The following is a 24342-nucleotide window of genomic DNA, read 5'->3' on the forward strand; positions in this document are numbered from 1 at the left end:
AAATTCAAATATTTTCTAAAAAGATTTTATCAAACAGTAATTAAACTCTAAAAGACAAAATTTACAGTTTTTGTAAATTTAAAATAGATGAATTAGAACTAGAAAAAAGAGAGTGAAATTATGGATAAAAAAAGCAAAAGAATTGTTAGCAGTGGCACGACGAACCTTGACTGGTGGCCTAACCAGTTAAATCTCGACATCCTGCGCCAGCATTCTGCAAAATCCAATCCAATGGACGAGAGTTTCAACTACGCTCAAGAATTCAAAAGTCTCGACTTCGAGGCTGTGAAAAAGGACCTCCATAAACTTATGAATGACTCACAGGACTGGTGGCCGGCAGACTTTGGCCACTATGGACCTCTATTCATCCGTATGGCATGGCACAGCGCAGGCACATACCGTGTCAACGACGGCCGTGGGGGAGCAGGACATGGCAGCCAGCGTTTAGCACCTTTAAACAGCTGGCCAGACAACGCCAACCTAGATAAGGCACGACGATTACTTTGGCCCATCAAACAGAAGTACGGCAGGAAAATTTCATGGGCAGATTTGATGATTCTCGCAGGCAATGTCGCACTGGAATCAATGGGGTTCAAGACTTTCGGTTTTGGTGGCGGACGTGAAGATATCTGGGAACCAGAAAAAGACATATACTGGGGTTCTGAAAAGGAATGGCTTGGAGGCAAGCGCAGTGGCAGTGAACTTGAAAAGCCCCTCGCAGCTCTTGAAATGGGTTTGATTTATGTGAACCCCGAAGGCCCTCACGGCAAGCCAGATCCTGTGGCTGCGGCGCATGATATCCGAGAAAGTTTCGCTCGTATGGCTATGAACGACGAGGAGACTGTAGCTCTTATTGCAGGGGGACACGCCTTCGGCAAGACCCACGGTGCCGGTGACCCCCAGAAAGTGGGACCAGAGCCAGAAGCTGCCCCAATCGAGGAGCAAGGTCTAGGCTGGAAGAACAGTTTCGGTACTGGCAAAGGCAATGACACCACTACCGGCGGTCCGGAAGTTATTTGGACCAACACCCCCACAAATTGGGACAACAACTTCCTCAGGATCTTATTTGAATTTGAATGGGAGCTGACGCAGAGTCCAGCCGGTGCCTACCAGTGGAAGCCGAAAGGTGACGCAGGAGCAGATACTGTGCCTGATCCACACGACCCGTCAAAACGCCGCACTCCTGGCATGCTGACCACAGATCTCTCTTTACGGTTCGACCCCATCTATGAAAAGATCTCACGACGCTTCTATGAAAACCCGGATCAACTTACAGACGCATTCGCACGTGCGTGGTTCAAGTTAACCCATCGTGATATGGGTCCACGGACACGCTATCTAGGTCCAGAGGTACCTGAAGAGGAACTCATCTGGCAGGACCCAATTCCTGAAGTCAATCACGAATTAATTGATGAAGAAGACATAAACTCCATTAAGGGCAAGATATTGGCTTCTGGCCTGTCAGTATCAGAACTGGTTTCCACCGCATGGGCTTCAGCGTCCACTTTCCGCGGTTCTGACAAGCGTGGAGGTGCCAATGGCGCCCGCATTCGCTTGGCGCCCCAAAAGGACTGGGAAGTCAACCATCCAGCCCAGCTAGCCAAAGTGCTCGAGATACTTGAGGGTATCCAGAGCGAATTTAACGAAGCCCAGTTGAGCGGTAAAAAAGTCTCGCTGGCCGATCTCATCGTTTTAGCTGGTTGTGCAGGTATTGAGGAGGCTGCTAAAAATGCTGGCCACGATGTAACAGTGCCCTTCACTCCAGGACGTATGGATGCCTTGCAGGAACAAACCGATGAGAACTCCGTTAATATGCTTGAACCATTTGCAGACGGCTTCCGTAATTATCAGAAGGCTCAAAGCATCAGGAAGCCCGAAGAGCTGCTGGTGGATAAAGCTCAGCTGCTGACATTGACCCCTCCAGAGATGACTGTTCTAATCGGAGGTTTACGTGTCCTGAATACTAACTTTGGACAATCCCAACATGGTGTCTTTACTAGGCAACCCGAGACACTTACCAACGATTTCTTCGTTAATCTGCTCGATATGAGAACTGTATGGAACGCATCTGCAGATGACGATAATATATTTGAAGGACAGGATCGTACAACTGGTGAACTCAAGTGGACAGGTACTCGTGTCGACCTCATCTTCGGTTCAAACTCTGAACTCAGAGCATTAGCAGAGGTCTATGCATGTGAAGACTCCCTTGAGAAGTTTCTGCGCGACTTTGTAATAGCATGGGACAAGGTCATGAACCTGGACCGGTTTGATCTTGCAGCATCATGATTCATCGTTTTAGACTACTCTATCCAACTAAATGCAGATAACTTCATCAGTTATTTTTTTTACAAACTGATGAATATCCAGCATGCACTGAGATTTCATACATTAATATTAAATTTTTTTAAACTATTTAGAGTTTTTAAGGAGGAATTTCAACATGAAAAAGGTAAAAATTGCATGGGGAATTACTGGTGCCGGTGAGAAGATAGAAAAAACAGTAGAAATGATGAAGAAAATAAATGAAGAGTATAAGGACCGTGTTGACATAGAAGTCTTCATCTCAAAATCAGGGGATCAGGTTATCAAATACTACGGACTATCTAACGAACTTGAAACAAACTTTGAAAATATTTGGGTTGAAATTAATGCTAATTCACCATTTTTAGCAGGGCAGATACAAGTGGGCAAATATGAATTCTTTTTAATCGCGCCAACTACATCCAACACCGTTGCAAAGATTTCCATGAGAATGGGAGACACATTGATTTCTAATGCCGCAATTATGGGTCAAAAGGCAGATGTTCCAATTTATCTGTTACCTGCCGACTATGAAGAAGGGGTTACTGTTACAAAGCTCCCCAATGGAAAAGATTTAAAGATCTCAATCAGAAAAGAAGACGTTGAACACGTCAAGAAACTTGCTAAAATGTATAAAACATTCATTATAAAAGAACCTGAAGATATAAAAAAAATATTTGCAGAATATTTCGATAAATAAACCAGTAATTACAGCAGGCCGGGATGTATGGAAATAAAAAGGCTATTTTTATTTAGTTTAGGGGCTGTTCTATTTGCAATAGGTGCGATTGGAGCAGTACTTCCAGTACTGCCCACCACCCCATTCATTTTAGCCTCTTTCCTTTGTTTTGGTAAAAGTTCAAAAAGAGCTGAAAAATGGATTTCAAACAACCGCTACTTCGGAAGTTATATAGAAAACTATAAAACTAGACAAGGCGTGCCTTTCGATGTTAAGCTGAAAAGTATCATTTTTTTATGGACAACACTCATAATTTCATTAATTATTTTTTCTCATGCCAACTATCTTGTTATACTTCTACTTATTGTTGGAACAGCTGTAACAGCCCATATTTTACTGCTTAAAACAAAAAACATAGATAGACCAATATAACTTAATTGAACACATCTACTGATAAATAACTCATTTTTATTCCAATTAACAGTATCCCTTTATTTATTCAACTATACTTGAAAAAAATTAAAGTAAAATTTATATAATATGTTAATCAACTCTTAGATGTAGTAAAAATAATTAATGGAGAAGACATCAAGAAGGGTCTACCACAAACTCCTTGTTCTCTAAATAAGATGTCAATCCATAGGGATCTAAAATCAAAAATAGATCCCTGCCCTACCACCGAAAATCCAATAACTCCTTTTTTGAAAATAAAATTCAACACATTTCAATAGAACTTTCTATAATCCCAAAATCTTAAAACTTAAACAACTTTCAAAAAGGAAACATTTACAATAGTATCTTTAAATAAATCAACTATTGATGTTTATTTTAGTTATATGATTTTTAAATAGTTTTTAAAGCTAAAAAATCAATTAAACTATTTTCTATTTAAAATATGAGTTTCTTAGCTATTAAAATTAGAAATTTTATCTAGAATTATTTATTTTTATTTATTACAACTAACCAAATTTTTAGGCTAGCTTAAAAAAATAGCAAACCTTATATATCAAAAAAGATTTAGGTATACCTAACTTTATAAAATTTAGGAGTACCTAAATTTTTAAAGGACAAATGAGGTGAATAAAAAAATGATAACAACATTGAATGAACTTAAAACAGGAGAATCGGGAATTATTAGATCCTACAACGGAAAAGGTGAACTTCGAAAACACCTTATGGAAATGGGATTTGTAAGAGGGTCAAATATTGAAGTAAAACGTATAGCACCCTTAGGAGATCCCATGGAAGTGAAAATCAAAGGATATTCCATATCTTTAAGAAAAGAAGAGGCAGTAAATATCGAAGTGGAAGTAACATGATAATTTCAGCCATGCTCTGAAAATGAACTCGAAAATAATTCAGCGAGTGGCAAAAAAAGTTGTCCACTAAATAAATTGAAAATAAAGAAAATACCTAAACCTTTAATAACAGATTTAAAACAATCGTGGGTCTTAGGGTACGAAAAATGCCCAATATGGAGGGAATGTAACCCATGGAAAAGATAAAAATAGCCCTGGCAGGAAATCCAAATGTTGGTAAAAGTACACTCTTCAACCAGTTAACTGGTATGAAACAGCACGTTGGTAACTGGCCTGGCAAAACTGTAGAAAAAAAAGAAGGAAGCTTCAAATATAAAGGAAACGAATTCGATGTAATTGATCTTCCTGGAAATTACAGCCTTACTGCTTACTCTGTTGAAGAAATAGTTTCAAGGGATTATATTGTTGATGAAAATCCAGATGTAATTGTTAATATTGTTGATGCTGCTAATTTAGAACGAAATCTATATCTAACTGTACAAATGATGGAACTAGGAGCTAATTTAGTTCTTGCACTCAATATGAATAAATTTGCAGATGAAAAAGGCTTTAAAATAAATATCCATAAATTATCCCAACTTTTAGGGATACCAGTTGTTAAAATTGAAGCTGTTGATAAAACAGGATTTAACGAACTGATGAAAAAAGTACTTGAAGTTTCAAAATCACCCCATAATGTTTCAAGTAGAATAGAATACGGAAATGAAATTTCTGAACACGTGAATCAGCTTGAAAAAATTATAAATAAAAATGTTTCAACAATAAACGCTCCTTCAAGCTGGACAGCTCTTAAACTACTTGAAAACGATAAAGAAGTTGTAAAAAAGATTGAAGAAACCCAAAAAGGACCAAATGTTTTATCAGAGGTAAAAAAAATTCAGAAACATTTAAACGATGTCTTTGGTGATGATGTTGATGCAGCAGTTACCGATGCTAGATACGGTTTTATAGCAGGACTTATGCAGGAATCAGTGCAAAAACCAAAGATAGACAAAGTAACCCGATCAGATTTAATAGATAGAGTAGTAACCAACAAATATCTAGGGATACCGATATTCCTGATTATAATGTGGCTTACATTCCAGATAACATTCACTGCAGGCGCACCATTCCAGGATCTTATTGATTCATGGTTTGGCTGGCTTGGAGATACCATAAGTGCATATTTAGGCCCAGGATTTGTGACATCATTCATCGTTGACGGAATAATAGGTGGTGTAGGCGGTGTGGCCGTATTTATACCTATGATCTTCCTGCTGTTCCTGATACTCGCCATACTGGAGGACAGTGGTTACCTGGCAAGAGCCGCATTTGTAATGGACAAATTAATGCATAAACTGGTTGGCCTGCATGGAAAATCATTTATACCCATGATACTTGGTTTTGGATGCTGTGTACCAGGCATCATGGCCACAAGGACCCTGGAAAATGAAAAGGATAGATTTTTAACCATGTTAATTGTTCCTTTCATGTCCTGCAGTGCAAGATTACCTGTTTATGCACTTATTATAGCTGCATTTTTCACCGCATACCAAGGGTGGGTTTTATTTTCAATCTACATGCTGGGAATAGTAGTAGCAATCATAATGGCATCCATATTTAAGAAAACATTATTTAAAGGAATGTCAGCACCTTTTGTTATGGAACTCCCACCATACAGACGACCAACTGTCAAAGGTGCTCTACTCCACATGTGGGAACGGGGATATCTCTTTATAAGAAAAATGGGTACAATCATCCTTGCTCTATCCATCGTGATATGGGTACTCAGCAGTTTGCCTGTTGGTGTGGAATATGGTTCACAGGAAAGTATCACTGGACAAGTCGGTACCGCTATAGCCCCAGTATTTGCACCTCTTGGTTTTGGTGAATGGCAAGCATCTGTTGCAGTAATATTCGGTTTCCTCGCTAAGGAGGTGGTTGTAAGTACCTTTGGTACCATCTACGGTGTCGGTGAAGATTCACCCGGTGAACAGACATCAAACGAAGTATCCGGTGATAACGCGTCAACTGAAGCGACATCATCTCAAGAAGAAGCACCTGAAGAAGATGCAGGATTTATATCAGCCATACAAAAATTATTCACTCCACTATCAGCGTATGCCTTCATGGCATTCGTACTGCTGTATATACCTTGTCTTGCAGTATTATCAGCGATAAGAAGGGAGACCAATTCATGGAAATGGCCAGCTTTCTCTGCAGGGTACACTCTGGTGGTTGCATATGTAGTTTCATTCACCATATATCAGGGCGGATTACTGTTGGGATTTGGTTAAACAGAATTTATTCGAGGAGTTAAAATGACAACAAGATGCGGAATAAGAGGTATAAAAAGTATAGAAAAAACTCAAAATATTGAAGACAAAATGTACTGTTCTAAAAGCAGGAATAAAAAAACAAATAAAGGTGATATAAAGGCAGAAACCTAAAGAAAAATATGAGTAAAACAGTTTAAGTTACATCAAACTGAATGAGCTGCAGTTTTTAAACAGAAGCGCATTTATAAATAATTGGCATGTATCTTATTTTTTTATTTTAATAAATATTTAATTTTAAAGTTACTTAATTAATAAAAAGCAATTATATCATTAAAAATATTTTTTTAATGCTTTAGAAAAGCTAGATCTATCTTATATTAAAATCCAAAATTTTATAGGATAAATATAACCATCTATTCATATGGAAGAGAAAGATACATGTGAAATTGTATGCGTGCACGAAGACAATGTTAAAGAAATAAAATCCAAAATGCTTGAAGACGAACTTCTCTTTGAAGTTTCTGATAATTTCAAGATATTTGGAGATTCAACCAGACTTAAAATACTGTACGCGTTATCTAAAAAGGATCTCTGTGTCTGTGATTTAGCCGCAGTACTTGATATGAGTCAATCCGCTATTTCACATCAGCTTCGGGTTTTAAGAAGTAAAAATTTAGTTAAATTCAGAAGAAAAGGTAAAATGGCCTATTATTTCCTTGCAGATGACCATGTCGTTTCAATGATCGAGCTTGGAGTAGAACATACCCAAGAAAAGCTTTAAACCCTCTTAAAACAACTTTCAAGTTTTTATAATATTCCAAATTAAGTTCTATTTTTAATCATGAATTTGATCTTTATTTTTAATTTAAAGAATTTAATAGATCTATATTAGAAATATAAGTATAAAATGCGATTTAATGAATATAAAAATTGGTATTAAACTTCATAAATAGATAAACACATTGCAATTAACTTTAATTTATTATAAAGTTACATAACTACTTTTTTTATTTTAAAACGTTTTAAGCGCAAAATATATATACTCATATGAACATCAATTCATATGATGATATGTTTACAAGATCAATTGTAGTCATGATGGAGATTTAAAAATGCATGATAAAGAAATAATTTCCTGTCGAGATGACCCATACAGTGAAAACTCATCTGAAAATAAAGAAAAACAGGATAATTGCCAAATAAAAAAAATAGAAAATCACTGCGGCAGTGCTGAAAACTCAGCCCACAGCAGAAAAGAATCAACCTGTGAAGAATCAGATAATTCATGTGGCTGCGGCTGCAGCGAAGTTTCAAACGAGAATGAAAAGAACCATAACCACAATCAACACAGAGAACACTACGATTGTGATGAGCACTCTGGCCATAATAAAAAAGAAACAAATAATTCATGCAGCTGCGGCTGTGAAGATACAGATGAAAAAGGGCACGAAACATGTGAAATAGAAAGTACATCCCATACATGCGGATGTGGTTGCAGTGAAGGATTACTCGAAGAAAGAGAGCCTTTATGGACCCGGAAAAACCTCTTTGTTATGATTACATCAGCTGTACTGCTGCCTGTTGGGTTGTACTTCAACTACTTTACAGGGCAGGAAATAGTATCTGAAATCCTGTTTCTGGCAGTTATAGCATTATCAGGTTATGAAATAATTAAAAGCGGAATTATGGGTCTTTTAAAAGGTAATTTCAGCATGAATCTTTTAATGACAATTGCAGTTGTAGTTTCCTTTGCAATAGGATCCGGTGCAGAAGGAGCAGTTATTATATTTTTGTTCTATATCGCCGAGTTTTTAGAAGGTTATGCTGGAAATAGAGCACGTAAATCCATAGAAAGTTTATTAAAACTAGCTCCAGATACATCTACTGTTAAAATAAATGGTAAAAATGTTGTATTAAATGTAAATGAAGTAAAAGTGAATGATATCCTTGTTGTAAAGCCTGGTGAGAAAATTTCATTAGATGGAATCGTGACCAAGGGAGTATCCACAGTAGACCAGGCAGCAATTACTGGAGAAAGCATACCTGTCAATAAAACTGAAGGAGATACTGTTTTTGGAGCTACTTTAAATGGAGAAGGATATTTAGAAATTAAAGTAACCAAAAAATCAGACGAAACAGTGCTTTCAAAGATTATAAACCTCATAAAAGAGTCACAGAAGAAAAAATCCAATACTGAATCTTTTATTGAAAGATTTGCAAAATATTATACTCCTGCAGTTGTATTGATTGCAGCTGCAATAGCAACGGTGCCGCCGCTCCTATTTGGACAGCCATTATATACATGGATTTATAGAGCATTAGTTCTCCTGGTAATTTCATGTCCATGCGCATTTTTATTATCTACTCCTGTAGCTATGGTTTCAGGGATAACTGCAAGTACAAGAAATGGTGTACTGATTAAAGGTTCTAAATACATTGAAGAAATGAAAAACATTAGTACCATAGTCTTTGATAAAACAGGTACCCTTACAGAAGGAAAATTAGAAGTGACCGATATTTTAACCCTGAATAATTATTCTAATAATGAAATTCTTCAAATAGCAGGTTCACTGGAATCTAGATCTAAACATCCCCTTGCAGAAGCAGTTATAAACTATGTTGAAGAATCAGATATGGACTTTAAAGAAGTTAAAGACTTTAAATCAATTACTGGAAACGGTGTTAAAGGCCGTATAGATGGAAAAATGTTTTATATTGGTAAAAAAAGTCTCTTTAAAGATAATCCAGAGTTTCCTGAAGAATTAATAAACAAACTTCAAAATGAGGGTAAAACCACCATAATTCTTGGAAATGATAATCACATACTTGCTGTAATAGGGTTAATGGATAGAATAAGAGACCTTTCAAAAAGTACCATTGCCGGACTTAAAGAAAGAAGTATTAAAACTGTCATGCTTACTGGAGATAATGAATGTACTGCAAAAGCCGTATCAGCCAAAATAGGAATTGATAAGTATTATAGTGGGCTTTTACCTGAAGATAAAGTCAAAATAATTGATGAACTGCTTGATAAAGGCGAATGTATTGCAATGATTGGAGATGGTGTAAACGACGCCCCTGCACTTGCAAGGGCCAATGTAGGTATCGCTATGGGTGCTGCAGGATCAGACGTAGCAATAGAAACAGCCGATATAGCATTAATGCAGGATGACATCTCAAAAATCAATTATCTCATGGACTTAAGTAGAAAAACCATGTCTGTAGTTAAACAAAACGTTTCAGCAGCTCTTTTAATCCAACTGGCACTTGCAGCACTTGCAGTATTTGGGTTTGTATCTCTATGGGTGGCAGTTACCTTTGGAGATGTGGGTTTAACACTTGCTGTTATCTTGAATGCGCTGCAAATAGGAATTAAAAATAAGAATGATGCTATTTATGAAAATAAAAGACATGACCTCAATATAGATTACCCTAATCTTAAATTGAAAGGTTAAAATTGATATTTAACTAAAAATATCCTTTTTTCTTTTTTAAATTCAGGTTATTATTAAATTTTATTCTTTATTTTAATGGATGTATTTTAAGTACTCCAAAATTTGCTTAAAATTGTTTAAAAATAGGAATTAAATATTTTTTTAAGAATACTTATCTTCTGGAAAATTCTCGCAATTTTTATACATTTCATTTCTTATTAAAAAACAGTACCTCAATTAAAAATTTAAAAGCTCCAAATAATTAAATTATTCAAATTAAGTTTATTATTAATCAAAAAAGCTTTAAAGTATCTTTAAAGATCAAAAAAAGTCAAATTAATTTTATATATAGTCAAATAAGCTTGAACATGCCTTTAAATACGATGATGACCATTATAGTATTGTTAATAAGTATCTAAAATGAGTTATGACATAAATAATGCTTGCATTAAGGAACAAATAGTTCAATAATGGCCAAATGTTAAGTTATAACTCCAAATACATAAAAACAACCAATTAAGCTAGAAATAAGTTTAAAAATTAAAAATATATGTAATACAGGCGATAATATGCATGCAAATCTAGATTCAAACGATAGTGAAATAGGCATTTTACTTGTTGGACATGGAAGCAGTTTACCCTATGGACAGGAAGTTCTCCATAAACTGGCAGAAGAATATAGAAAAAATTCAGATTACCCAGTTGAAGTAGGATTCATGAATATAGCAGAACCATCAATAGCTGCTGCAGTTGATACCCTTAAAAAAAAGCAGGTGGAGAAAATAATCATTGTACCTGCATTTATAGCACATGGAATCCATACAAAGCAAGATATTGAATACGTTCTCCGCTTAAGAGATGATAAACGGCCATCAAAAATCCATAATTTTGATGAAAGTGAAAGAATTGATTTCGATGGGGAAATTATTTATACTGAACCATTTGGTGCTGATTCAAGGATCGTAGAAATAGTTGAAGAAAAGGTGAATAACTCAATTAAACCACTTGAAAAAGTTTAAAAAATTATATCATAATTTTAAAGTTTTTAACAAATTCCATAACTTTATGTGTATCTGTGGTAAAAATGGAGAAAATTATCGACTTCAAAAGATTTAAAAACGATCCTGAATATCGGACAATTATTTTAACTGTAATTTCAGGAATATTTCTTTTAATCAGCTGGTTGGGATTGCTAAAAGATGTTTTACCCTTTGATCCTGCCATAATAAGCATTGTAATCAGCGGTACCCCCATACTACTTGAAGCAGCAGAAGGATTAATCACCAGATTTGATTTAAAGGCAAATGTTCTGGTGAGCATTGCTCTCATTGCATCAGCTGCAATTGGCGAATACTTTGCAGCTGCAGAAATTGCAGTTATTATGATGATTGGAGAAATACTTGAAGATAGAACTGTTAGAAAATCACAGGAAAGTGTTAAAAAACTTATTCAGCTGACTCCACAGACAGCACGGATAAAGAGCTCTGCCGGAGAGAAAGAAATTTCTATTGAACAGGTAAAAATTGGAGATATTATCCTCGTCAGACCTGGAGAATCAATCCCTGTAGACGGAATTATAATAAAAGGACATACATCCATAAATCAATCCATTATTACAGGAGAATCAATGCCTGTTGACAAAACTGTGGGTGATGAAGCCTTTGTTGGTACATTAAACCATTTAGGGGCTATTGAAATAAAAGCAACCAAAGTTGGTGGAGATACTTCTCTTGCAAAATTGATAAGGCTTGTTAAAGAATCAGAAGATAAAAAAGCACCGGTTGTTAGAATTACGGATAGAGTAGCCACAGTAATTGTACCGCTTGCAGTGCTCGCATCTATAGTTACCTACTTACTGACCAGAGATATCACGCGGCTGGTCACAATTCTTGTTGTATTCTGCCCTTGTGCACTGGTACTTGCAACTCCAACAGCAATCATGGCAGGCATAGGCAATGCATCACGTAAAGGAATTTTAATTAAAAGCGGTGAAGCATTGGAAAATGCAGGAAGAATTGATACAATTGCATTTGATAAAACAGGTACAGTTACAAGCGGTAATCCAGAAGTAATCGATATTATTTCACTAAATAACAGATACGATGAAGATACTGTTCTATCACTGGCATCAGCAGCAGAAAAATTTTCAGAACATCCATTAGGTAAAGCAGTTTACGTAAAGGCAAAAGAAATGTCACTAAATATAGCTGAACCTCAAAAATTTAAAATAATACTAGGTAAAGGAGTTATGGCTTTAATAAATGGTAAAAATGTCATGGTCGGAAACCAAAAGATGATTGAAACAACTGAGGAACAGTCCCAGTTTATTAAATCCTATGAAAACCAGGGAAAAACTGTTTTGATAGTTGAAGTAGAAGATTCAGTAATTGGGCTGATAACTGTTGCAGATAAAATAAAAAATAAATCCATGGAAACAATACAGCAGCTCAAAGAGATGGGTATAAATAAAATTCTACTGATTACCGGAGATAATAAAAATGTCGCGCATTCAATTGCAAAACAGGTGGGTATAAATGATATTTACGCTGAACAGCTCCCTGAGGGTAAAGTGCACGTAATTGAGGATCAATTAAAAAATAACAATAAGATTTGTATGGTTGGTGATGGAATCAACGATGCCCCTGCTCTAGCCATATCCAATGTAAGCGTGGCAATGGGCGCACTTGGTGCTGATGTCGCCATAGAAACTGCAGACATTTCATTAATGTCAGATGATATAAGCAAAATTCCAGAATTAATCGACCTTTCAAAGAAAGTTATGGGCACAATAAATATAAATATAGCAGCGCCCATCTTAATCAACTTTGCAGCCATCATGCTTGCTGCATTTGGAATTATTGGACCTGTAGCTGGTGCTTTAATCCATAATTTGGGGTCGGTACTGGTAGTAGCTAATTCATCAAGATTGATAAAATACCGCATGAATCATAGCCCCCCGAAAAAAATTAAAAATTTAAATATGCATTATCCTCTTAAAACTGAAAGATAAAGTTTTAATAATTGTTTAAGGCACAGATTATATTCTTTTTTTGTAGAATTCCAAAAAAGCAGCAAACTTTATATACAATGAAAGATTTAGGTATACCTAACAATATTTAGGTGTACCTAAAAAAATTAAGAAAAATGTAATTTAAAAAGTTACTTTAAACTAAAATAAAGTGAATTAAATCTATTTAAGCTGCGTAAAAGACTTAAAACAGATAAACTTCGTTAAACAAAAAATCCGAAGGATTATAAAAATAAATCAATAAACTGGAGGCCATTTTATGCAATGCAAACTTTGCGGATGCATTTTTGATGAAACCAAAAAACCCGAAACCTGTAAACACTGTATAGGATCAAGTTGTAATAAAATTAAATGTCCCAACTGCGGATATGAAGTTTTACCTGAGTTTAAAATAGAATCCAAACTTGTAAACTTCTTAAAAAGGAGAATTAAAAGTGAGAATAAGTGAACCTGCAGAGAAAACACTGCAAAAGCTGTGGATATACTGGGTATACCTTGAAGGAAGCAGTAATGTACAAAAAGAACTGTATGATGAAACCGTAATTAAAGAACTTGAAAATCTAAAATTGATAGAACCCGAAAGCAATAAAATCTATTTAACTCCAGAAGGCTTTGAAGAATCCAGAAAAATAATAAAAAGATGTAAATTGTCTGAAAAATCAGAAAAATTGATTCATGAGGTTTTACTGTGAAAAATATGAAAATTGAATCTTCCAATTTTAAATTAATTAAAGAAAATACAAAGGACATATCTGCACATGTTCATCATGTACTGGTTCCAGATCAGCGTGCGGGTGCTGTGGAGGATCGTGTAAATGCGCCAAAAAATCGTTACCCCTCACACAAATGAAAAAAGGGCAGTCATGTAAAATAGCTTATATTAAACCGGGAAAATATGAAAAATCACACAATATACTGTCACTTTTACCCGGAAACGAAGTTAAAATAATTCAAACAGCCCCATCACCAGTATTTCAGGTAGAAAACATCCAGATTGCAGTAGACAGTGCCATGGGAAATAACATATATGTGGATCACTTAGAATAAAGTGTTTTAGAAACATCCCTATTACTATATCTCATTTTTTAAATATAATGATAAATGTTATTTAACCGTTTAAAGCAATATTCAGAACACATTAAAAACAGACATTTTTTTTATATAAAAATTTCAAAATTAAAAAAATAAAAAAGATTTTTAGTCTTTAATACACTCCAAACCTTCCAAACTTTCATAAAGGATAGGTAAAAATGCTCCGACATCTGTTACAACGCCCACAACCTGCGCGCTTCCCCTGTCTGCAAGTTTTGTAACTGTTGCAGGGTTTATATCTACACATATACTCTTTACGTATGATGGGAGTATATTACCAACTGCTATGGAATGGAGCATTGTTGCAATCATGATTACCATGTCAACGTCCTGAGCATATTTACGCATTTCATCTTGAGCCTGGATAACATCAGTTATAACATCTGGAAGTGGTCCATCATCCCTAATGGATCCTGCAAGCACGAATGGGGCGTTATTTTTAACACACTCGTACATGATCCCGCTTTTTAACACTCCTTTCTCAACAGCTTCTTTTATTGAACCTGCCTTGTTAATTTCATTAATTGCGTAAATATGGTGCCTGTGGCCTCTAACAACAGCTTCACCACTTTTTGTACATATTCCAAGAGAAGTTCCATATAGATCATTTTCAATATCGTGTGTTGCAAGGGCATTTCCAGCAAACAGTACGTCTATAATTCCTTCCCTTATCATCCTAGCTAAAATTGGAGCTGATCCAGTATGTACTATTGCAGGACCTGCTACTATAGCTATCTTTCCATTCCTCTTTTTAATTTCCCTGATTTCTGAAGCTATATTTTTTACTATGGATCTTACAGGCTTTTCAGAAGATGCTTCACTTGACATGAATTCAAAGACTCCTTTTTTACCCCTTGGCCTTTCAGGAGGTTCCACTTTGATACCTTCTCTTCCAACAGCCACTAAGTCTCCCTCTTCGATCCGCCCTATTGGCTTGCAAAATGCGCGTTTGCTTTCTGGATCAATTACAATCATACAGTCCATTTCAATGTCTTCAACTTCTATCCATTGCCCATTATATCTCACCTGTGTAGGGTGGTTGGTGGTGGAATAAAAGTCTTCAGGGAGAGTCTTATCTTTTGTGGATGGAACAAGTTCGATTTCCTTAATTTCAGAAATAACTGCCCCTATCTCGCTTAATTCATCAAGAATTTCACCTAAATGAGATTCATCATTTCCTATAACTCTGATTTTAGCATGGCTTACATCTTTTTTCTGTTTACCTATGTTAACATCAAGAATCTCAAAGTCCCCTCCCATATCCATTATAAGATCAAGGGTCTTTGGAAGTGTTAATGAATCTATTATATGACCTGAAAGTTTAATTTCTCTTGTATCCATAATAACATCTCCAATTTAGTCTAAATTAAAGTAATAATCCTTAAAATATTGATTAAATTTAAGTTGGTATACTTTTGGTATTTAAGTATGCAAAATATCATAAGATTTCTTTTTTAAATTGATTTTAAACTTTTTATCTCCAGAATTCTCATGTGACTATTTATTAATAAATCATGGTATATAAATTTTGAGAGGATTTTAAAAAAGGATCAAAGATAAAAATGAAATTAAAAGAAATATAAAAGGTTTATTACCAATATATATTGTTTTAATGCATTATTTTATAAAAATCAGACATAAAAATTGGAGTTGTAATTATTGCAATGGAACAAAAAAAACCAAACACCAAAAAATTGTTTAAACCATCCAGAACATGACTATAAATCAAAAATTAACTTACTGAACAGCTAAAAAATCATAGATAATTTTTGCACTGTTTATAGAAGTTATATCCCCAATTTCAGATGATGAAACTTCTACTAAATCAAATCCAATGACTTTCTTATCTTTTAAACAATGAATTAGGCTTTCCAGTTGAAATGGGTTTAATCCGCATGGAGATGGAGTACCAACACCCGGAGCATAAGCCGGATCAAGCACGTCAATATCTACAGTTACATATAACGGCCCTTCAATGTTCTTTATTACATTTTTAACCAGTTCTATATTTTTATTAACTTCATGAGGCGTGAAATATGTTATTTTGTTTTCCTTTGCAAATGACATTTCATCTGCAGAACAAGACCTTATACCAATCTGGATCATGTCTTTTGGATTTAAATCAAATATTCGGCGCATTACAGTAGCATGTGAATACTTTTCACCCATATATTCATCTCTTAAATCCATATGGGCATCAAAATGGATAATAGTAGTATTTTCAACATCAAGAGCTTTCAATATTCCAGAACTTATGGTATGTTCTCCACCTACAGCCACTGGAAGGATACCTTTATCTAAAATTTCTTTAACCGTAAATTCTATAATTGAAGATGTTTTTTCAAAATTACCTTGAATTACTTCAATATCACCAAAATCAAAAAGAGATACATCTAAATTTTTATCTAAAATTATGTTATATCTTTCAAAATTATAAGAAGCTTCACGAACTGCCCTTGGACCAAATCTTGAACCTGGTTTGTAGGTGGAAGTGCTATCAAAGGGAATGCCTATAAAACCAAATTTTTTAGTATCATCTGCTGATTCAACCTCACCCCATAATTTCGAAAAAGCAAATTGTAAAGGGCTTTCTGTATAAAAAAGCATTTTATCATCTATTAAAGGTATAATAATTGAAATATGTTAAAAACCCTGCAAAATCATCAAAAATCTCTCAAAAATCCATAGGATTTTTGGAGCACAAAAATCTCCGATTTTTGTAAGCTTCGATTTTTGTGAGCCTACAAAAACTGTTAAAAATTCATAAATTTTTGACGCATCGAATCGGAGATTCGAATGCTTTGTTTTTGTGGCCGAGGAAACTGTCAAAATCATAGATTTTGACCAGCAAAAAACAAAGTTTTGCATGTTTTGTTTCCTCCGGATAGAAAAATGCTTGCATTTTTCTATATTTTTAATTTTGCGGCCCGAAAAATCGTAGATTTCGAATGAAAGAAAATAATTGAAATTAATTCAATTATTTAACCCGCATAATTTTTTGTTTACCTAGAGCTTCAATATAGTCTACTTCTACACCTTCAACTATATCGTCTTTAAGTTCGTCAGGAATAGGTAGTTCAAAAGTTTCGTAACTTTCAATGTCCATAAGTTGAACTTCTTTTCCCATTAGAGCAAGAACTTGAGCTACCCTTTTATCGATTATAGGTACATCACATTTAGCATCTACAGGTTTTACAAGGCTTCTTTTCTGGTTATCGAATATACCAACAGCTTCTACTCTTGCTTTTGCAGCCCCGTGTTTTCCAGGGGATGATGTCTGGATACTTTTAATTTTTGATGCTTCACCATCTAATATGACATATTTACCTACTTTTAAGGTTTTTACTTCTACAACCTTCTTTGACATGTTATTTACCTCCAAAATTTCAAATTTTGGGGCCCTCGAACATTTTATGTTCGGGGCATCGAAAATCTTCAATTTTCGAATGTTCAGAAAATACTTCGTATTTCCTTCAACCTCCAAATTAAATTAATATTAAAGAACCTATAAAATTTATAGTGATACCAAATGACTAGCTCCAGACATTTGTAATTATAATTTTCCATAATGAGATAATATTATTAGAATCTATCACCCAATATAAAAATACATTTCACTATAAAAATATTTAAACATGAAATTAATATGTCTAACCAAATTTAGCTCTTTAACTAAATCTAAAAGATATTTTATTTGTGTATGTATATAAAAGTTTTATAGATAACTCCCAAACATTTCATGTTTGGAGCCGCCACAAAAAATGAAATTTTTTGTATGCGTTCAAATCATAGATTTCAATCTGTGCAAATATTATCAACAGCAGATTTTTAAATCCCTGTTAACATTTGCATCTAATTAGCGTATAATTTTTACACAATGAATGTTTTATTATCTATTAAAGTTAACTATATCTTTTTCAATATTTAAATCTATTAAGTGATAACAATGAAAGTAGCAATAACATCAGGAAAAGCAGAAGGTCCAAGTAAACTCAATGCATTCGATAATGCCCTGTTAGATGCAGGAATAGGCGACGTGAATTTAATAAAAGTATCCAGTATTCTTCCAGCAGGTTCACAATTCGTAGAACTCCCTGAACTTACAGCAGGAGACATGATAAACTGTGTTTTAGCCCATGCAACATCAGACAAAAAAGGAGATGTGATCACTGCGGTGATAGCCGTTGCAACATCTGATGATTTTGGCTGTGTTGTGGAGCATTCAGCTGTAAATGAAGATCCAGAAGAAATAAAAAAATATGCTGTCTTTATGGCAGAGCAGATGATGGAAATAAGAAAAATGAAGATAAACGAAATAATCGTTGAGGAGAAAAGCCATGTGGTGGAAAATGAAGGCTCAGTAATCGCTTCAATTGTTTATCTGGGGTAAAATCATGGAAAAAAAAGATATTGAATTTTGGAGGGCGGTTTCATATCGAATAATAACTGAAGTAGGTGAAGCCATTACTCCACTTGTAGGTAAGGAAAAATCAGGCGAAACCGTGAAAATGGGTGCCGATGGTACCCCCACCAAAATGATCGATGTCGTAGCAGAAGAAAAGGTTATAGAAATTTTAAAAAATACTGGAAGATCTATGACCCTCATAAGCGAAGAAATAGGCGAATATAAAATAGGGGACGGGACATCTGAAGTTGTTTTTGTAGTTGACCCCCTGGACGGGACCATAAATGCCCTTAAAAAAATTCCATTTTATGGAATTTCCATTGCAATTGCAGATTCATCCAGTAAATCATTGAATTCACTTACCCTGCAGGATATTGAAATTGGCTTTGTTAAAAATCTTGCAACTGGAGACATTTATGAAGCAATTAAAGGAGAAGGTGCTAGTTTAAACGGTAAAACTGCAGTTCCTTCATCAAGAGAAGATATTACTGGTTCTTTAATAGGAGCTTATGTTCGCGGGGCAATGACCCAAATGAATGAAATATGTAAAACTGTAAGGCGAATTAGGCTACTTGGTTCTGTTGCTACTGAGCTGTGTTATGTTGCCGATGGCACCTATGATGCTTTTTTAGATATCCGAGGGAACTTGAGGGTGGTAGATATAGCCGCCGCTAAACTCATAGTTGAAGAAGCTGGAGGCACTGTAACCAATGAACAGGGAAAAAGCCTGGATAATAAATTAGGTGTTACAGAAAGAACATCTATAATTGCAGCATGTAATCTAAACGTTCATGCAGACATAATAAACATTACGGAGGTTTTATGATGAGAATAGGGATTGCAGCACGCCTTGATATTCATAAAGCCATTGAACTTACTGATGACTTAACAGATTTTCTGATTAAAAATAGTGTAAAAGTTTTTTTAGATCCTGCCCTTGTAAAAAAACTTAATAAATATCATGATTCCGCCAGAGAAATTCAGGACATGGATGTAGATATTATCATTGCAATTGGGGGCGATGGAACAATTTTAAGAACCCAGAGCTTTATAGATGGAAAAAATATTCCCATATTTGGGATAAATATGGGTACAGTAGGATTTTTAACAGAAATAGGTCCTGAAGAATCATTCCATGCCATTAAAGAAGTTTTAAATGGTAATTATTTCATTGAAGAACGTACCCGCCTTGAAGTATGGCACAACAAGGATCTGGCACCAGCATTAAATGAAGTTGTTTTAATGACCAGGAAACCTGCAAAAATGCTTCATCTTGAAATAAGGGTTGATGATGAAATAGTTGAAGAATTAAGGGCTGATGGACTTATAATTGCAACTCCAAGTGGTTCTACTGCCTATGCAATGTCTGCAGGAGGTCCCATTGTTGATCCTCGTGTAAATGCATTTATAATAGTTCCAATATGTCCATTTAAACTTGGTTCGCGCCCTACTGTAGTATCTGGCGAAAGTATAATAAGTGTAAAGCTGCTTAGAGAAGGTAAAAAGGCCATAGCAGTTATAGATGGACAGGTTGAGGAAGAGATCAACTACATGGAAGAAGTTATATTTAAAAAATCAGACCAGCATGCTTATTTTGTAAGATTAACCAAAGAGTTCTATAAAAAAGTAAGAGAGAAACTTATAAAAGGTGGAATAGGTCTAGAATAACTATTTCTTTTTTATTTTTAGTGAATACACAGGAGCATATACTCAATGAATGCATTAATTGTAGACATGACACATGGAGGAAAATTAATAGCTTCAGAGTTTTCAAAATTAGATGATTTTAATGTCTTTGCACTAGATATTTATAATACCCTTTCTCTAGATGAAAAACTTTCTTTAGAGAAAAAAGGGATAAAATTTGTTGAAAAATCGTTTCTGGATGAAGCAAATGATGATGATTTTTTAATTATTGCCCCCGTACACTGTAACATCGATTCAAAAGTCGATATGACTCACCACGAAGCAGTTAATTTTCTGATGAAAGACAAGATTAATGTTCCAGTAATTGAAGTTACAGGAGTAAAAGGAAAGACCAGCACTGTAAAAATGCTCAAGGAAATATTTAAAAATTTAAACCCATTAATTTTAAGCAGTTTAGGTGTGGAAGTCGTAGAAAACCATAAAAGCACACTTTTAAAAAAAGATATAAGTATAACTCCAGCAAGTATCATTGAAGCGTGGCAGCTGGCTAATGATTATAAAAATATTGGAATCTGCATATTTGAAACTTCTCTTGGGGGAACTGGACTTGCAGATGCAGGTATACTTACCAATATAGCTGAGAATTACTCCATAGCATCTGGGGGGAAAACTGCAAGCCAGGCTAAAGCGCAAATATTTAAAAGCAGTGTAATAGCTTGCGATTTTGATTCAATCAATCAATTTTATTCAGATTTCTACAAAAAAACAAACACCTTTGGCAACAGTAATGCAAATGTCCGTGCATCTAATGTAAAATTTGGGCTTGATAAAACATGTTTTAATGTGGAGGTTAACGACCTTAAAACCATAGATGGAAGTATTTTAAACACTTCCTTCGATGTTTCAACTTTTGCACCTGCAGAACACCATTTAAACAACGTCCTCGGAGCTGTATGTGCCGCTTTAATTTTAAAAACTTCCATTAATCAGATCAAAACAGGGTTAAGAAACTTTAAAGGAATTGATGGCAGAACTTCCATAAAAAATTACAAAGGAAGCAAAATTATAGAGGAAATCAACCCTGGAATTAATGTTACGGCCATTAAAAAATCAGTTAAAATGATTCAAGATCTAGAAAATCCAGTAATTATTTTTGGGGGCAAATATGGAGTAACCTGTGAAGAAATAGATGAAAAATCCACTGCAAGGTTTTTTAATTCTATGGACTCTAAAATTCAGCTTATACTTGTTGATGAACTTGGCAAAAGTATCGCAAACATGATAAAACGAAAATATAAGTATATTGACTTCGATAATGCTATTGCTGAAGCCTCCCAAATGAATTCTAAAATGATTCTTTTGATATACAGATCTAATTTTTCAGATCTTGCCAGAAGATAATTTAAATATGAAAATTTTGAAATTATATAAAAATCTAGGATAAATCTTAAATTATATACCTAAGGATCAATAAACCAATTTTTATAAAGTTATGATGTTATGACAATTCTTATAAAGTTATGATCTAAATGTGAAATTATTCACAAAAATCTTTTTAAAGGTCATTGATGAACATTCAATATGGAGTTGGAAAAACTATGTATTATTTTAAGCATTCGAAAATCTATCGATTTTCGATGTTTGAAAATAGAAGATTTTTCGTTGTTACGAAACTGAAAGTTAGAGAAACTTCGTTTCTCTACAACAAAAATCTTCGATTTTTGAAGTTTCGTAAACACCAAACACGAAGTGTTTGAGTGCCGGAGGAAACATGTTTCGGCCCCGAAAACTAAGCTAAAGAAAATGTTTACAAAATCTACGATTTTGTAACATGTGAAAATTTTTAATTTTCACGGTTGCAAAACTCCATTTTGCAAACAGCAAATACGAAGCATACAAATACGAAGTATTTGTTGTGTCAAATCACAGATTTGACAACATTCGAAAATTTTTAATTTTCGATGTTTGCGAATTGCAAATTCGCAACCGTAAAAAATCTACGATTTTTTACATGCGCCAAAATTCATTGAATTTTAGAAAATGCTTTGCATTTTCTAACCTTTGGAAATCTTTGATTTCCAATGCTCAAACGCTTCGCGTTTGACAGTCCCAAAAAAATCAAAGATTTTTTTGAGGATTTTGGCAGTGTTTGTATGCTCCGCATTTTCTGTGCATAAAAATCTTTGATTTTTTAAAGTTTTCGAAGGCCGCAAAATTAAAAATATAGGAAATGCTGTCAAAATCTTTGAATTTTAACGCGTGAAAATCAAATCTTTCAAAAATCTTAGATTTTAGAGGGATTTTTGATGATTTTGCAGGATTTTAATTTATTAAATAATTTGGAGAGGATTCTTTGAAAGTTGGCACCCGGGGAAGCAATTTAGCAGTGACTCAAACGAAAAGTATAATCAGTCAGTTGTCTAAAATAATAAACAAAGAAATAGATATGGAAATAATTAAAACTACCGGAGATAAAATCACTGATTCTCAACTTTATTCCATTGATGTAAAAGGCATATTCACCAAGGAACTGGACAAAGCAGTTCTAGAAGAAGACGTTGATTTTGCAGTACACAGTTTAAAAGACCTTCCCACAGAACTCGCAGGTGACCTTGAAATAGTAGCCGTTCCAGAAAGAGAGTCCCCAAATGATGTGCTTATATCTTCACATAAATGGGATGAACTCCCTGAAGGGGCATCTATTGGGACAAGCAGCCTGAGAAGGGAAGCTTTTTGTAATTATCACGGCAAAAAATTGAATATTAAACCCATAAGAGGAAATATAGATACAAGAATTAAAAAAGTGATTAGTGGAGAATACGATGCAACCATAATGGCAGAAGCTGGCCTTAATAGGCTTGGTCTGGCCCATCATATCAAAGAAATATTTCCAGTAGACTATTTCACTCCTGCAGCCGGGCAGGGAGCATTAGCTGTAGTTGCAAGGCATGACAGCAGTGTTAAGAAAACTTTAGAAAAATTAAATCATTTTAATTCAGTACAAGAAATAGCAGCTGAAAAAGCTGTGCTTGCAGAACTTGGAGTAGGGTGTCAATGGCCGCTTGGAGTATCTGCAAAGGCAAATGGCAATAAATTAGATGTTTACAGTATTTTATTAACAAAAGAAGGCGATGTACTGTCTGAGACCAAATTAAGCGGATCAATAAACGATGCAGAAAAATTAGGTAAAGATGTTGCAAAAATAATGGAGGATTATGTGTGAATAAGGTAAATGTGGGCGTAATTGGTGTAGGAGCTATGGGAGTTCACCACGCCAGAGTATATTCTGAACTTGAGAATGCTAATCTGATGGCTATATCTGATCTTATGAGAGAAAAATCAGAGGAAGTTGCTAACCAATACAATACACGGGGATTTGTAGATTATATGGATATTCTTAAAATGCCTGAAATAGATGCTGTTAGTGTATGTGTTCCTACTACTCATCATTTTAATGTTGTTATGGATGCAATAGAGCATGGTAAACATGTATTGGTAGAAAAACCAATAGCATTTACCTTAAGAGAAGCAGAAGCTATGGTAAAAGCTGCAAAAGATGAAGGTGTTAAACTTGCAACTGGGCACGTTGAAAGATTCAACCCTGCTGTAGGAAAGGCAAAAGAACTTATAAAAGATAATGTTATCGGTGAAGTTGTATCTGCATCTGCAAAAAGAGTAGGTCCATTTCCTCCACGAATTAAAGATGTTGGAGTTATAATAGACCTTGCAATACACGACGTAGACATAATGTACCACCTTTTTGACAGCCCAATATCTCGAATATATGCTAATATGGGAAGCAAACTTGAAAAATGTGAATATGAAGACCATGCAGAAATAATGAGCAGTTTTAAAAACGGCATTATTGGTATGCTCGAAGTGAACTGGCTTACACCATACAAAAAGAGGAAATTAGAAATAACAGGTGTAGATGGAATAATTTCCATTGATTATATCGATCAAACAGTTCATGTATACGGAAAATCTACCCAAAATGTAGATATAGAGTACAAAGAACCATTAAGGGAAGAATTAAGTTCATTTTTAAATGCAGTGGATAACGGTGAAGATCCTAAGATCACTGGTAAAGACGGAATATATGCACTTAAAGTTGTAACTGCAGCCATGAAATCTGCAAAAGATAATCTTCCTGTTGAAATAAACGGTTACTAACAC

The 24342-nt window shown here is 34.7% G+C and carries 23 protein-coding genes; 20 read left to right on the forward strand and 3 right to left on the reverse strand.

The genetic code is table 11. The annotated features are described in order from the left end of the window. Window positions 1–120: 120 nt before the first annotated feature. From katG to AAGU07_RS14065, 14 genes are all read left to right on the forward strand, one after another. Complete coding sequence (gene katG / locus AAGU07_RS14000; RefSeq protein WP_342459716.1) at window positions 121–2289, forward strand: catalase/peroxidase HPI; 2169 nt, start codon at window positions 121–123, stop codon at window positions 2287–2289. Between the two features lie 154 nt (window positions 2290–2443). Then, complete coding sequence (gene afpA, locus AAGU07_RS14005; RefSeq protein ID WP_342459717.1) at window positions 2444–3004, forward strand: archaeoflavoprotein AfpA; 561 nt, start codon at window positions 2444–2446, stop codon at window positions 3002–3004. Between the two features lie 27 nt (window positions 3005–3031). After that, a complete protein-coding gene (locus tag AAGU07_RS14010; RefSeq protein ID WP_342459718.1) occupies window positions 3032–3415 on the forward strand; it encodes a YbaN family protein in 384 nt (127 codons plus the stop codon). A 656-nt stretch (window positions 3416–4071) separates the two neighbouring features. Then, on the forward strand, window positions 4072–4302 hold the full coding sequence (locus tag AAGU07_RS14015; protein WP_342459719.1) for a ferrous iron transport protein A: 231 nt from the start codon (window positions 4072–4074) through the stop codon (window positions 4300–4302). A gap of 173 nt (window positions 4303–4475) precedes the next feature. Continuing rightward, window positions 4476–6578, forward strand: coding sequence for a ferrous iron transport protein B (feoB, locus tag AAGU07_RS14020; RefSeq protein WP_342459720.1), 2103 nt, complete (start codon window positions 4476–4478; stop codon window positions 6576–6578). 24 nt (window positions 6579–6602) lie between these two features. Next, window positions 6603–6731: a hypothetical protein gene (locus AAGU07_RS14025; RefSeq protein WP_342459721.1), complete on the forward strand. Its 129-nt coding sequence runs from the start codon at window positions 6603–6605 to the stop codon at window positions 6729–6731. Between the two features lie 250 nt (window positions 6732–6981). Then, entirely contained in the window at window positions 6982–7341 is a 360-nt protein-coding gene (locus tag AAGU07_RS14030; protein ID WP_342459722.1) for a metalloregulator ArsR/SmtB family transcription factor, read from the forward strand. Between the two features lie 331 nt (window positions 7342–7672). Continuing rightward, window positions 7673–10015 (forward strand): cation-translocating P-type ATPase, encoded by a 2343-nt coding sequence (locus tag AAGU07_RS14035; RefSeq protein WP_342459723.1) that lies wholly within the window; start codon window positions 7673–7675, stop codon window positions 10013–10015. A gap of 548 nt (window positions 10016–10563) precedes the next feature. After that, window positions 10564–11013 (forward strand): sirohydrochlorin nickelochelatase, encoded by a 450-nt coding sequence (cfbA, locus tag AAGU07_RS14040; RefSeq protein WP_342459724.1) that lies wholly within the window; start codon window positions 10564–10566, stop codon window positions 11011–11013. A 65-nt stretch (window positions 11014–11078) separates the two neighbouring features. Further along, window positions 11079–13004 carry a cation-translocating P-type ATPase gene (locus AAGU07_RS14045; RefSeq protein ID WP_342459725.1) on the forward strand — a complete coding sequence of 642 codons (1926 nt, stop codon included), beginning with the start codon at window positions 11079–11081 and terminating at the stop codon, window positions 13002–13004. 277 nt (window positions 13005–13281) lie between these two features. Then, window positions 13282–13470, forward strand: a complete 189-nt coding sequence (locus tag AAGU07_RS14050) for a DNA helicase PriA (RefSeq protein WP_342459726.1) — start codon at window positions 13282–13284, stop codon at window positions 13468–13470. Further along, the gene (locus AAGU07_RS14055; protein ID WP_342459727.1) at window positions 13457–13714 is read left to right on the forward strand and encodes a hypothetical protein; all 258 of its coding nucleotides are present in this window, start codon (window positions 13457–13459) and stop codon (window positions 13712–13714) included. The genes AAGU07_RS14050 and AAGU07_RS14055 overlap by 14 nt, the downstream gene beginning before the upstream one ends. 5 nt (window positions 13715–13719) lie before the next feature. Then, the gene (locus AAGU07_RS14060) at window positions 13720–13872 is read left to right on the forward strand and encodes a hypothetical protein (protein WP_342459728.1); all 153 of its coding nucleotides are present in this window, start codon (window positions 13720–13722) and stop codon (window positions 13870–13872) included. After that, window positions 13869–14069, forward strand: a complete 201-nt coding sequence (locus AAGU07_RS14065) for a FeoA family protein (RefSeq protein WP_342459729.1) — start codon at window positions 13869–13871, stop codon at window positions 14067–14069. Before AAGU07_RS14060 ends, AAGU07_RS14065 begins: the two co-directional genes overlap by 4 nt. Window positions 14070–14219: 150 nt before the next feature. On the opposite strand, the gene AAGU07_RS14070 is transcribed toward AAGU07_RS14065, so the two are convergent. The 3 genes from AAGU07_RS14070 to AAGU07_RS14080 all read right to left on the reverse strand — a co-directional run bounded on the left by AAGU07_RS14070 (window position 14220) and on the right by AAGU07_RS14080 (window position 17481). Continuing rightward, window positions 14220–15455, reverse strand: a complete 1236-nt coding sequence (locus AAGU07_RS14070) for a TIGR00300 family protein (protein ID WP_069583401.1) — start codon at window positions 15453–15455, stop codon at window positions 14220–14222. A 396-nt stretch (window positions 15456–15851) separates the two neighbouring features. Beyond that, entirely contained in the window at window positions 15852–16721 is an 870-nt protein-coding gene (gene speB, locus AAGU07_RS14075; protein WP_342459730.1) for an agmatinase, read from the reverse strand. A 370-nt stretch (window positions 16722–17091) separates the two neighbouring features. After that, window positions 17092–17481, reverse strand: coding sequence for a translation initiation factor IF-5A (locus tag AAGU07_RS14080; RefSeq protein WP_048080894.1), 390 nt, complete (start codon window positions 17479–17481; stop codon window positions 17092–17094). A 579-nt stretch (window positions 17482–18060) separates the two neighbouring features. Between AAGU07_RS14080 and AAGU07_RS14085 the strand changes: the two genes are divergently transcribed. From AAGU07_RS14085 to AAGU07_RS14110, 6 genes are all read left to right on the forward strand, one after another. After that, window positions 18061–18504 (forward strand): arginine decarboxylase, pyruvoyl-dependent, encoded by a 444-nt coding sequence (locus AAGU07_RS14085; protein WP_342459731.1) that lies wholly within the window; start codon window positions 18061–18063, stop codon window positions 18502–18504. 4 nt (window positions 18505–18508) lie between these two features. Further along, the gene (locus AAGU07_RS14090) at window positions 18509–19345 is read left to right on the forward strand and encodes a bifunctional fructose-bisphosphatase/inositol-phosphate phosphatase (RefSeq protein ID WP_342459732.1); all 837 of its coding nucleotides are present in this window, start codon (window positions 18509–18511) and stop codon (window positions 19343–19345) included. Next, complete coding sequence (locus AAGU07_RS14095) at window positions 19345–20187, forward strand: NAD(+) kinase (protein ID WP_342459853.1); 843 nt, start codon at window positions 19345–19347, stop codon at window positions 20185–20187. The genes AAGU07_RS14090 and AAGU07_RS14095 overlap by 1 nt, the downstream gene beginning before the upstream one ends. A gap of 45 nt (window positions 20188–20232) precedes the next feature. After that, a complete protein-coding gene (cfbE, locus tag AAGU07_RS14100) occupies window positions 20233–21567 on the forward strand; it encodes a coenzyme F430 synthase (protein ID WP_342459733.1) in 1335 nt (444 codons plus the stop codon). 952 nt (window positions 21568–22519) lie between these two features. Next, entirely contained in the window at window positions 22520–23389 is an 870-nt protein-coding gene (gene hemC / locus AAGU07_RS14105) for a hydroxymethylbilane synthase (protein WP_342459734.1), read from the forward strand. Then, a complete protein-coding gene (locus AAGU07_RS14110; RefSeq protein WP_342459735.1) occupies window positions 23386–24339 on the forward strand; it encodes a Gfo/Idh/MocA family oxidoreductase in 954 nt (317 codons plus the stop codon). Before hemC ends, AAGU07_RS14110 begins: the two co-directional genes overlap by 4 nt. Window positions 24340–24342 lie beyond the last annotated feature (3 nt).

Source organism: Methanobacterium sp., from assembly GCF_038562635.1.
GTDB lineage: Archaea > Methanobacteriota > Methanobacteria > Methanobacteriales > Methanobacteriaceae > Methanobacterium_D.